The 12,809-nt window shown below is 37.9% G+C and carries 10 protein-coding genes and 1 other annotated feature; of the genes, 1 reads left to right on the plus strand and 9 read right to left on the minus strand.

What is annotated here, in order from left to right:
• Positions 1-28 precede the first annotated feature (28 nt).
• Positions 29-670 (plus strand): RsfA family transcriptional regulator, encoded by a 642-nt coding sequence (locus tag ABH955_RS10980; RefSeq protein ID WP_113935634.1) that lies wholly within the window; start codon positions 29-31, stop codon positions 668-670.
• 156 nt (positions 671-826) lie between these two features.
• On the opposite strand, the gene ABH955_RS10985 is transcribed toward ABH955_RS10980, so the two are convergent.
• The 9 genes from ABH955_RS10985 to ABH955_RS11025 all read right to left on the minus strand — a co-directional run bounded on the left by ABH955_RS10985 (position 827) and on the right by ABH955_RS11025 (position 12,707).
• Positions 827-1,594 (minus strand): tRNA threonylcarbamoyladenosine dehydratase, encoded by a 768-nt coding sequence (locus ABH955_RS10985; protein WP_404491108.1) that lies wholly within the window; start codon positions 1,592-1,594, stop codon positions 827-829.
• Between the two features lie 505 nt (positions 1,595-2,099).
• On the minus strand, positions 2,100-3,875 hold the full coding sequence (gene aspS / locus ABH955_RS10990; RefSeq protein WP_002067242.1) for an aspartate--tRNA ligase: 1,776 nt from the start codon (positions 3,873-3,875) through the stop codon (positions 2,100-2,102).
• A 12-nt stretch (positions 3,876-3,887) separates the two neighbouring features.
• Positions 3,888-5,159 carry a histidine--tRNA ligase gene (hisS, locus tag ABH955_RS10995; RefSeq protein ID WP_012261743.1) on the minus strand — a complete coding sequence of 424 codons (1,272 nt, stop codon included), beginning with the start codon at positions 5,157-5,159 and terminating at the stop codon, positions 3,888-3,890.
• Between the two features lie 69 nt (positions 5,160-5,228).
• Positions 5,229-5,459: a binding site (T-box leader), on the minus strand.
• A gap of 54 nt (positions 5,460-5,513) precedes the next feature.
• Complete coding sequence (locus tag ABH955_RS11000) at positions 5,514-5,690, minus strand: hypothetical protein (RefSeq protein WP_001242605.1); 177 nt, start codon at positions 5,688-5,690, stop codon at positions 5,514-5,516.
• A 269-nt stretch (positions 5,691-5,959) separates the two neighbouring features.
• A complete protein-coding gene (locus ABH955_RS11005; protein WP_016092357.1) occupies positions 5,960-6,400 on the minus strand; it encodes a D-tyrosyl-tRNA(Tyr) deacylase in 441 nt (146 codons plus the stop codon).
• A 17-nt stretch (positions 6,401-6,417) separates the two neighbouring features.
• Positions 6,418-8,601, minus strand: a complete 2,184-nt coding sequence (gene relA, locus ABH955_RS11010; protein ID WP_002138443.1) for a GTP diphosphokinase — start codon at positions 8,599-8,601, stop codon at positions 6,418-6,420.
• Between the two features lie 211 nt (positions 8,602-8,812).
• Complete coding sequence (locus ABH955_RS11015; protein ID WP_002015305.1) at positions 8,813-9,325, minus strand: adenine phosphoribosyltransferase; 513 nt, start codon at positions 9,323-9,325, stop codon at positions 8,813-8,815.
• Between the two features lie 65 nt (positions 9,326-9,390).
• Positions 9,391-11,712 carry a single-stranded-DNA-specific exonuclease RecJ gene (gene recJ, locus ABH955_RS11020; protein ID WP_002138444.1) on the minus strand — a complete coding sequence of 774 codons (2,322 nt, stop codon included), beginning with the start codon at positions 11,710-11,712 and terminating at the stop codon, positions 9,391-9,393.
• 101 nt (positions 11,713-11,813) lie between these two features.
• On the minus strand, positions 11,814-12,707 hold the full coding sequence (locus ABH955_RS11025; RefSeq protein ID WP_002034095.1) for a cation diffusion facilitator family transporter: 894 nt from the start codon (positions 12,705-12,707) through the stop codon (positions 11,814-11,816).
• Positions 12,708-12,809: the final 102 nt, after the last annotated feature.

Genomic DNA, 12,809 nt, shown 5'->3' on the forward strand with positions numbered 1-12,809 from the left:
AAACGTCACCATTACGGAGGGTTCGCTTATGAAAACACGTCAAGATGCATGGACAAAAGAAGACGATCTCCTTTTAGCAGAAACTGTTTTACGACATATTCGCAGCGGAAGTACACAAATAAAAGCATTCGATGAAGTCGGTGATACATTAAACCGAACTTCAGCAGCTTGTGGCTTTAGATGGAATGCTGAAGTAAGACCATATTATGAAGATGCGGTGCAAATCGCAAAAAAACAACGTAAAGAATTAAAGCGTTCGGAAGCTAAAATAGAAAAAGAGCAGTTCACACAAACTCGGCAGCTCGTAATCGATGCCGAGTTTTCAGAAGATATTGTCCCAAATAAACAAGGTCTTACAATGCAAAATGTCATCTCATTTTTGCAAAACTTGGAGCACAATAACCCTTCACTCGCAAAGTTACAAACTGAAAATGACGTATTACAAGATCAGCTCACTTCCCTGCAAAAAATGAATAATGAACTTGAAGCAAAATTAGCTGTTCTCACAAAAAAACAACAAGCAATCGAAGAAGATTATGCAATGCTTGTTAGAATTATGGATCGTGCTCGAAAACTTGTTTCGGTCGAAGAACAAGAAGAGCAAATTGCTCCGATTTTCAAAACCGATCAAAATGGAAATTTAGATATTATATATTCTGCAGAAAACTAAAAACAGGGATGCCACTTTTTCAACTAAGTGACATCCCTGTTTATTTTCCCTTAGTAAAAAAGCACCACAGTAAATGTAATTATATTAACGATTCGACATCGATATTTCTTTAAAACATACAAAAAGCATATATCCTAAACGATATATGCTTCCTTTTTATTCTTGCCCTACACGCTTCACTTCTACGTTTTTAATACGCTCACGTACAACGTGACTTGCCATAATTAAACCAGCCACAGATGGTACGAACGCATTTGAAGAAGGTGGTAATTTCGCTTTACGAATTTTTGCATTTTCGTCTGGTACGATTTCTTTACGTACTTCTTCACGAATTACGATTGGGTTTTCGTCAGAGAAGACAACTTTTACACCTTTTTTAATACCATCTTTACGAAGCTTCGTACGAATTACTTTCGCAATTGGATCTGTATGCGTTTTAGAAATGTCCGCAATACGGAAACGAGTTGGGTCCATTTTATTTGCCGCACCCATACATGAGATAATTTTGATTTTACGACGTAAACATTGTTTAATTAAATGAATTTTGAACGTAATCGTATCAGATGCATCTACTACGAAATCTAAACCGTGTTTAAAGAACTCTTCATATGTTTCATCTGTATAAAACATCTCTAGTCCAATTACTTCACACTCTGGATTAATATCTACAATACGCTCTTTCATTAATTCTACTTTTGAACGTCCTACAGTAGATACTAACGCGTGAATTTGACGGTTTACGTTTGTAATATCTACAACATCTTTGTCAACTAATACAAGACGTCCTACGCCAGAACGTGCTAACGCTTCTGCCGAAAATGATCCTACACCGCCAATACCTAAAATACCGACTGTACTATTTTTTAATATTTCAAGGCCTTCTTTTCCAAAGGCTAATTCATTACGTGAAAATTGATGTAACATTCAGCTCTACACTCCTATTACAAAAATGGTCTACCATGTATTCTAGCGTTTTTCCGACTATTTGTATAGAAAAAGTTATAGAATCCTTAAAAATACATATTTTAAAAATGAAAACATAGTGTAAACCGGGCTTTTACTTCTTCCTAAATGCAAGTTTACAAAGGAGGATTCAGATGGCCGAGCAGATCGAGGCACTTATGCTAGGAGAAGCACAGTGTAGCTTTACTACTCGAGCACCGGACTAGCATAAGCAACGATGAGATGCGACGGTTATCTGAACCGGACTTTTTAAACAACCTCTTCAATATACGTTTAAAAAGGAGGATTTAGAGAACCGAGCAGATCGAGGCACTTATGCTAGGAGGAGCACAGTGTAGCTTTACTACTCGAGCACCGGACTAGCATAAGCAACGATGAGATGCGACGGTTATCTGAACCGGACTTTTTAAACAACCTCTATAAAAAAAGCCTAGATGGGGTTAGTATAACCATCTAGACTCTATTCTTACTTCTCTTCTTTCAAGCTCAATTTTAAGCTTAGCTCTTCAAGCTGAGCTTCTGCAACTGGGCTTGGCGCTTCTGTTAATAAGCAGCTTGCGCTTGCTGTTTTCGGGAATGCAATTGTATCACGAAGGTTCGTACGACCTGCAAGTAACATAACAAGACGGTCTAAACCTAATGCGATTCCGCCGTGTGGTGGTGTACCGTATTCGAATGCTTCTAATAAGAATCCGAATTGTTCTTGTGCTTCTTCTTGTGAGAATCCAAGTGCTTTGAACATTTTTTCTTGTACGTCACGCTCGTAAATACGAAGTGATCCACCACCAAGCTCATAACCGTTTAATACAAGGTCATATGCTTGTGCACGTGCTTTTTCTGGTGCTGTTTCTAATAACTCAACGTCTTCACGGAATGGCATTGTGAATGGGTGGTGAGCTGCGAAGTAACGATCTGCATCTTCATCGTACTCAAGAAGTGGCCAATCAGTTACCCATAGGAAGTTAAATTTACTTTCGTCAATTAACTCAAGCTCTTTACCTAAACGTAAACGAAGTGCACCTAAGCTATCTGCAACAACGCTTTTCTTATCTGCTACGAATAGTAATAAGTCACCAGCATCCGCTTCTAATGTACTCATTAACACGTTTGCATCTTCTTCACCGAAGAATTTCGCAATCGGTCCTTTTAAGCCGTCTTCTTCAACTTTAAGCCAAGCTAGACCTTTTGCACCGTATACTTTGGCGAATTCAGTTAATGCATCGATGTCTTTACGAGAGTATTTGCTCGCTGCACCTTTTGCGTTAATCGCTTTTACTTGTCCGCCGTTTTCTACAGCACTTGTAAATACTTTAAATCCACAACCTACTGCAAATTCAGATAGGTCTTTTAGTTCCATTTCAAAGCGTGTATCCGGCTTATCAGAACCAAAGCGAGCCATTGCATCAGCATATTTCATACGAGGGAATGGTGCACTAACTTCTACACCTTTTGCATCCTTCATGACTTTCGTCATCATACGCTCCATCATTTCTAAAATTTCATCTTGCGTTAAGAATGATGCCTCGATATCAATTTGCGTGAATTCCGGTTGACGGTCCGCACGTAAATCTTCGTCACGGAAACAACGTGCTACTTGATAGTAACGTTCAAATCCACCGACCATAAGAAGCTGTTTAAATAGCTGCGGAGATTGAGGTAATGCATAAAATTCACCATCATGCACACGGCTTGGTACTAAATAGTCGCGAGCTCCTTCTGGCGTGCTCTTCGTTAAAATTGGTGTTTCAACTTCTAAGAACTCTTCTGTATCTAAGAAGTTACGAATTGTTTTCGTTACGTCATGACGCATTTTGAATGTGTTGAACATTGCAGGACGACGTAAGTCTAAGTAACGATATTTTAAACGCACATCTTCTGATGCATCTGTATCATCAGCAATAATGATTGGCGTTGTTTTCGCTGCGTTTAATACATTTACTTTCGATGCTTGTACTTCAATACGACCAGTTGCCATATTATCATTAATTGCGCCTTCACCACGTTCAACAACTGTACCTTCTACGTGTAATACGTATTCGCTACGAATCGTTTCTGCTACTTCTAACGCTTCTTTTGATGTTTCAGGATTAAATACAACTTGTACGATACCTGTACGGTCACGTAAGTCGATAAAGATTAATCCACCTAAATCACGGCGTTTTTGTACCCAACCTTTTAATTGAACTGTTTGTCCAACCGCTTCTACTGTTACTTTCCCGCATGCATGTGTTCTTTCAGCCACTTTAAGTTCCCCCTATATTAATTTCTCTGCTACATATGAAGCAAATACATCTAACGCTACTTCTTCTTGTCCGCCTGTTGCCATATCTTTTAAGTTAATGATGCCTTTATCTAGCTCATCTTCCCCTAATACAGCTACGTATTTCGCATTTAAACGATCTGCAGATTTAAATTGTGCTTTCATTTTGCGATCTAAATAATCTTTTTCAACTGATAATCCAGCTTTACGAAGATCGAACGCAACTTTTGCAGCACGGTCTTTCGCTTTTTCACCAAGTGCTACAACGTAACAATCAATACTATGTTCAATTGGTAACTCAATATTTTCAGCCTTCAGTGCCATAATTAAACGCTCAATACTCATCGCAAAACCGATACCTGGCATTTCCGGTCCACCGATTTCTTGTACAAGTCCGTTATAACGGCCACCGCCACTTAATGTTGTGATGGCACCGAAACCTTCTGCCTCACTCATAATTTCAAAAACAGTGTGTTGGTAGTAGTCTAAACCACGTACTAAATTCGGATCTTTCTCAAATGGAACATCCATCATCGTTAGTAGTTCTTGTACTTTGTCGTAGTATACTGCTGAATCTTCGTTTAAGTATTCTGTAATAGATGGTGCCGTGCTCATTAATTCATGATTACGGTCCTTCTTACAGTCTAAAATACGAAGAGGGTTTTTTTCTAAGCGAGATTGGCAATCAGAACAGAATTCTCCGATGCGCGGCTCAAAGTGAGCAATTAACGCATCACGGTGTGCTTGACGACTCGCTGCATCACCTAAGCTATTTAATACAACTTTAATATTTTTTAAGCCCATACCGCGGTAAAACTCTACAGCAAGTGCAATTACTTCTGCATCAATTGCTGGGTCGTTACTACCAATTGCTTCAATACCGAATTGTACGAATTGACGATAGCGACCTGCTTGTGGTCTTTCATAACGGAACATTTGGCCGATATAGTATAATTTTGTTGGTTGTGTTGCATCACCGAACATTTTGTTCTCAACGTAAGAACGTACAACAGGTGCAGTACCTTCTGGACGTAATGTTAAACTACGCTCTCCACGGTCTTGGAATGAATACATTTCTTTTTGTACGATATCTGTCGTATCACCAACACCACGTAAAAATAGCTCTGTGTGCTCAAAAATTGGTGTACGAATTTCTTTATAATTGTAACGACGGCAAATGTCGCGCGCTTGCCCTTCGATATACTGCCATAACTCAACACTACCTGGAAGAATATCTTGCGTTCCGCGTGGGATTTGAATAGACATATTCAGTTCCTCCTCAAATTGTTTTAATCTTAATAAAAATAAAAAAACTCCCGCCTCTACTGTTTGAACAGTAGGGACGAGAGTATTATACCCGTGGTGCCACCCTAATTGAAGCACGTATGCTTCCACTTTTTTAATAACGCTTAAATTTGCGTTCATCTCTACTAAGCGTATAAGCCTTTCAAGTTGAAACCTACAGAGTGTCATTCAATCAGTCATCATGTAGAAATGTTTTCAGCCTAGGACATTTCTTCTCTTTCCATGTGTATCTCATTTACTCTCCTCTATCAACGGCTATATTCATATGTAAATATAAAATTACTATACGTTTGTTGAGTAGGATTGTCAAGTGCTCTAAGAGCGCTCAATTTGCTTCTTTAGGCGCTTTACATCTTGCAGTGAAATTCCGAACTCTGAAGCAAGCTCCATTGAAGTATTGTTTTGCTCTTTTGAAATAAAATCATGAAAATTCACGTTAAACAGTTGATTTGCACCATTTGTAACAGAATGCCCTTTTTCATTCATACGCATACGTATATCCCTCACATTCAATATGGATGTTTTACTTGTTATTGTTCCATATTGATGAAAGAGTTATACATAACTGAAAACAGCTATTGATTCCAAATAAAGTGAAACTTTAATGAATAGGGGTTTTGTCCATCGCCACTCATTATTAGCCCTCACTAATCAGGCTTTTACGAGCAGTGGATCTCCCACAAATAGCGGGATAAATGAACAAAACATACAACAATGTATAAAAAAGAGAGGATTATATAATCCCCTCTTCTTAAGCAACACTATTTACTATCCACAATTAAGGTCACCGGACCATCATTGATTAAAGAAACGTCCATCATTGCTCCGAACTGTCCTGTCTCCACATGCAGTCCTTGTTTACGAACTTCTTCATTAAAGAAATCATATAAATGTTCTGCATAATCAGGTTTCGCAGCATCCATAAAGTTTGGACGTCTTCCCTTGCGGCAATCTCCGTATAATGTAAATTGCGAAATAGATAGAACTTGTCCCTTCATATCAAGTACAGAGTGGTTCATCTTTCCGCTCTCATCTTCAAAAATACGTAGGTTTGCAATTTTTTCTGCGATATAAGTTGCATCTTTTTCTGTATCTTCATGCGTAATGCCAACTAGTAATGTTAAACCGAATGGAATTTGTCCTACAATCTCGCCATCTACTGTGACAGACGCTTCCTTTGATCGTTGTAAAACAACTCTCATCTTTTCTACACTCCCTATTAATGCATCATGCGTCGTACGGCATAAATTTCCGGAACACGTTTAATGCGCTCTACTACTTTTTTCAAGTGTTGTAAGTTTCGAATAGAAATCGACATGTTAATCGTTGCCATCTTATTACGATCACTTCTACCAGAAACAGCTGAGATATACGTCTTCGTTTCTGTAACAGCTTGTAATACTTCATTCAATAAACCACGACGATCATAGCCTGAAATTTCAATATCAACATTGTACTCAATTTCTTTTTCAGGACTACCTTCCCAATCTACTTCTAGTAAACGCTCCACCGCTTCTTCTGTATGCACATTGACGCAATCGCAACGGTGAATTGATACGCCTCGACCTTTCGTAATATAACCAACGATATCATCACCTGGAACTGGGTTACAGCATTTTGATAAACGAATTAACAAATTATCTGCACCACTTACCTTTACACCAGAATCCCATTTTCGAATTTTCATCGGTTTACGAACTTCTTTAACTTCAACGATGTCTTCTTCTTCACGTTGTTTACGGAACTTGTCCGTTAGTCGCGTAACAATTTGCGCTGCTGTAATTCCGTTATATCCAACTGCTGCAAACATATCTTCTTCATTTGCAAAGTTAAACTTCTCAGCGACACGTTTTAAATTATCAAGCGCTAATACTTCTTTCATCTCATACTCTAAGCCACGCACTTCTTTTTCAACAAGCTCACGGCCTTTTTCAATATTTTCATCTCTACGTTGTTTCTTAAAGAATTGACGTATTTTATTTTTCGCATGAGATGTTTGAGCAAGCTTTACCCAATCTTGACTTGGGCCATAAGAATGTTTCGATGTTAAAATTTCAATGATGTCACCCGTTTTTAATTTATAATCAAGGGTCACCATTTTCCCATTTACTTTTGCACCAATTGTTTTATTCCCAATCTCTGAATGGACACGATACGAAAAGTCAATTGGAACAGATCCAAGTGGTAATTCCATTACATCGCCTTTCGGTGTGAAGACGAATACCATGTCAGAGAACAAATCAATTTTTAATGATTCCATAAACTCTTCTGCATTAGAAGCTTCATTTTGCCATTCTAATATTTGACGGAACCAAGTTAGTTTCTTCTCTAATGTACCAGTTGTTTCTGCTGTTTTTCCTTCTTTATACGCCCAGTGTGCCGCGATTCCGAATTCTGCAATCTCATGCATTTCTTTCGTACGAATTTGCACTTCTAGCGGATCACCTTTTGGTCCAATTACAGTCGTATGAAGAGATTGATATAAATTTGCTTTCGGCATTGCAATATAATCTTTAAAACGACCTGGCATTGGTTTCCAGCACGTATGAATAATTCCAAGCACCGCATAGCAATCTTTAATACTATTCACAACGACACGTACAGCTAGTAAATCGTAAATTTCATTGAATTGTTTATTTTGCAATGCCATTTTACGATAAATACTGTAAATATGTTTTGGTCTTCCAGAAATCTCAGGTTGAATTGAAACTTCTTTTAATTTCTCACGAATACCAGTCATTACTTCATCTAAATATTCTTCACGCTCTGCACGTTTACGCTTCATTAAATTTACAATACGATAATATTGCTGTGGGTTTAAATAGCGGAGTGACGTATCCTCTAACTCCCATTTAATAGTACTAATTCCGAGTCTATGTGCTAAAGGTGCAAAGATTTCTAACGTTTCATTCGCAATGCGACGCTGCTTCTCTTGAGGCAAATGTTTCAATGTACGCATGTTATGAAGACGATCAGCTAGTTTAATTAAAATAACTCGAATATCTTGAGCCATTGCAATAAACATTTTGCGATGGTTTTCTGCTTGTTGCTGCTCATGGGATTTATATTTAATCTTTCCAAGCTTTGTAACACCATCGACAAGCATAGCGATTTCTTTATTAAATTCCCGTTCAATGTCTTCTAATGTAATTTCTGTATCTTCCACTACATCATGTAAGAAACCTGCCGATACTGTAGCCGGATCCATGTGTAAATCAACTAAAATACCTGCAACTTGAATTGGGTGAATAATATATGGTTCACCCGATTTTCTATATTGTTCGCTATGTGCATCACGCGCATATTCATAGGCACGTGCCACTAGCTCAATATCTCCATCCGCTAAATATTGACTTGCTTTCTCGAGTACCTGTTCAGCTGTTAGTACTTGCTCATTTGCCATCGAATCACCTTTTATTGAAAATTGACTTTATCTTTATTGAATAGAATAAATTATATTCTATCATTATAACCCAATGATTGTGAATTGTGAAAAGGAAAAGATTTTACTGACATTTCACCATGTTTTTTTGTGCAATTATACAAAAGTACCCGCTCCTCTCCAAGAGATTCACGGGTACTTTTTTATCACCGTAGTTTCACCTATATAATGATTAGTATTTTTCTAATACTAATACATCGTAACCATCTAACATTTTACGACCATCTAAGTAAGTAAGCTCTACTAAAAATGCAATTCCTGCTACAACTCCACCAAGTTCTTCAACTAGTTTAATTGTCGCTTCGATTGTTCCACCTGTAGCTAATAAGTCATCTGTAATTAATACACGTTGGCCTGGCTTAATTGCATCTTTATGGATTGTTAAAACATCCGTTCCATATTCTTTACCGTAGTCAACTGTAATTACTTCACGTGGTAATTTTCCTAATTTACGAACTGGTGCGAAACCTACTTCTAATGCATAAGAAACTGGGCAACCAATAATAAAACCACGCGCTTCTGGTCCTACTACAACATCAATGTCTCTTTTATTTGCATACTCAACGATTGCATCTGTTGCTGCTTTATATGCTTTTCCGTCGTTCATTAAAGGTGTAATGTCTTTAAACACAATACCTTCTTTCGGATAATCTGGTACAATTGCGATATGTTGCTTGAAATCCATATTTCTGAATCCTCCTCAGATATAAAAGGTTTGTAAATACAAATCCTTTACCCTAACTGTTCTACTTATTTATGATCACGAATCGTTTCAAACCATGTATATAGTTGCTGATATGTGCTATAAACCAATTCTTTCTCTAATTGTAAGTGGTTCATTTTCTCACGATATGTGTTCGATTCAATTAAATCACGCTTTTGTTTTTTGTCTGCCATAAAAATGACACCGTCTTTTATTGTAACAAATTCTAACTCAAAAAACACCTGTGTCATGAAATTTACTGTATCTTTTGACCAACCTTTATGACGACACAGTTGTTCCCCATATTGCCTTAAAGAAAATGGTGTTTTTTGGCTTAAGAAAGAATAGTACCATTTAAAATGTTCCCTCGTTGGGACCGTACTAAATAAATGATTATTCTCTTGATAAAATAGCGTGTAAATTCGAGCTGGGAATCCAGCCTTAAATACATCACCTAATTCATCTGTTCCTTTCGGCAAATCAAGTAGCACAATGTATTGATCATCAAAATGAGCTACCTCTGATGCATGCACGAGCTGTTCTTTATAGCCTTCTAAAGAAAATTTATTCAATACCTCTTCAGAAAAATACACCATTGTTATTTTTTCTTTCGGAAGTTCTGCTAAATTTGCTTCTACATTACGCATACTACGCCAGTCAAATAATTGCCATGCCTCTACAGCAATATCTTGCACCATTAATTGCGGCTTTTTAAAGTTATTCCATTCATTAATGGACACTTCTCCTACTACAGAAACCTTCGCAACTGGAGAGATTTCTTTCGCATAAGTACCAAATCCAAATCCAATCGTGTCCAGTGTTGCTTGTCCATCACGAAGAGCCATTTTCAAATGCGAACCATCAGATCCAATTGCACGGATACTTTCTAAGTCGGCATCTTTCACCGCAATACGCGGTTTCGGATTTCCTACGCCAAATGGCGCTAACTTTTGCATATCCTCAATCGCGGCAAGCGTTACATCCTCTACTTTACAAAATGCATCCACTGCTGTAATCGGAATAAAATCTTCTGCTGTTAAAATTACATCAGCTTGCTCATTTAACCTGCGTCTTAATTCATCCACATCATTCATATTAAGCGTCATTCCCGCTGCCATCGGATGACCTCCGAAATGCGGTAACAATTCACGGCAATCTGAAAGGTTTGCAAACAAATCAAATCCTGCAATACTACGAGCCGATCCCTTTGCTGTTTCTTTATGAGGATCAATGCTTAATACAATCGTCGGACGATAAAAACGTTCAACTAACTTAGAAGCGACAATTCCAATTACCCCTGGATTCCAACCTTCTTTTGCAAGGACTAATACTTTATTTTCTTCTGGCGGGAAATTATTTTCGACTTCAGCGATAGCTTCTTCAGTAATTTGCTTTACAATATCTTTTCGAAGTTTGTTCAGCTCATCAATTTCTTCAGCTAGCTCTTTCGCTTCCTCTGGATCTTCTGATAATAAAAGGTGTACAGCAGGTGTTGCATCTTCCAAACGACCAACCGCATTAATACGAGGTGCGAGTGAGAATCCGATGCTTTCTTCTGTAATTTCGCTTTGCGAAACGTTAGCGACTTTAAATAACGCCTTTAAACCGATATTTCGAGTCATTCGCATATGCTTCAGTCCACGCTGTACTAATAATCTATTTTCACCGTGAAGCGATACTAAATCGGCTACCGTACCGATTACTGCAATTTCCAACAAATGCTCTGGTACACGACCCAAAAGTGCATGTGCAACTTTAAATGCAACACCAACACCCGCTAAATAATGAAACGGATAAACACCGCCTTCTAATTTCGGATGAATAATCGCAAGTGCCTCTGGTAATTCTGGTGGTGGCTCATGATGATCTGTAATAATAAGATCTATTCCAAGTTCCTTCGCTACCTTCGCTTCATGTACCGCTGCGATACCAGTATCGACAGTAATAATTAGTGAGAACCCTGCACTGTGCGCCCAACGAAACGCTTCTTCATTTGGCCCATAGCCTTCAGTAAAACGATTTGGAATATAAAACTCTACTTCTGCACCTAATTCTTTGAGAGCAAGATATAACACAGTCGTACTACTTACTCCGTCCGCATCGTAATCGCCAAATATTAATATTTGTTCTCCATTTTCAATAGCTTTTTTCACACGTTCTACAGTCCGATCCATTCCTTCAAGTAAAAATGGATCATGAAATTCTTGATCTGCTGTATTTAAAAAGTCTACAATCTTATCTTCTGTATTTAAGCCTCTGCCAAGAAATAATGAAGTCACAAGAGGTGATAGTTGCAATTTATTTGCTAATTCACTCACTAGTTCCTCATTATATTCTTTTTCTTTCCAACGCGTCTTCGGTTGTAACACGAAATCACCCCTTAACCTATCCATTATACAAGACAGATTAAGGGGTGACAATATAATGCAAACTACGATTAGATATCTATATAATTAAATATCTGTTATGTTTAATTTGGAGAATACGGATTAATATGTACAAAAACGTTTTGTACGTTATCTTGTTTCATAAGTTTTTCTTTTACATGTTTTCCGATGCGGTGACCTTCTTCTACAGTGATATATGGATCTACAGATACTTTAATATCGACAATAACATAGTGGCCATGTTCTCTTGCATATAAAGAGCCGATTTTTTTCACACCTTCCACTTGAAAAACTGCCTCCCTAAGCGGAACAACATCTTCTTCATGCAGAACATGATCGAGCGTTGCATGAATAGCTTCTGCTCCAATACTCCACGCCATCTTAGCAACGAGAATTGAAACAAATAATCCCGCAATTGGATCGGCATATACAAGCCAATCTATACCTAACTTACCGCCGATAATAGCTGCACAAATGCCGATTAAAGCTGCAATTGAAGAAAACACATCCGAACGATGTTCATATGCATTTGCAATAATTGCAGCACTATTTATCCTCTTCCCTAATCGATATTTATACTGAAACATCCCTTCTTTCACTACAATCGAAAGAATAACTGCAAAAATCGTAATTCCTTTTGGTGGTTCCAAATCTTGTGAAAAAGCTTTTATAGACGAAATCGCTATCTCTATTCCAACAATAAATAATAATACCGCAACAATAATCGCTGAAATCGATTCCGCTTTACCATGACCATACGGATGATCTTCATCAGGCGGTTGCTTTGCCGCTCGTAATCCAAAAAGTACAGCTAACGAGCCAATTACATCTGATCCAGAATGCACTGCATCCGCTAAAAGTGCCTTACTGTTTCCAATATAACCAATTACCGCTTTTACAATCGCTAATATAATATTACCAACGATTCCGACAATAGCACCAAACTCGGCCTGTTTAAAACGTTCATCTTTTTCCATAATTGAAATCCCTTCTTTTCTTAACCTATCTTTTTATCCCGCTATTTGCGCCCCACCTCAAAATCCGGCAAATACAAGGAAGTTAGGTGGGAGATCAACTGC

The sequence above is a fragment of the Bacillus sp. RC240 genome (assembly GCF_044907945.1).
Classification (GTDB): Bacteria; Bacillota; Bacilli; order Bacillales; family Bacillaceae_G; genus Bacillus_A; species Bacillus_A mycoides.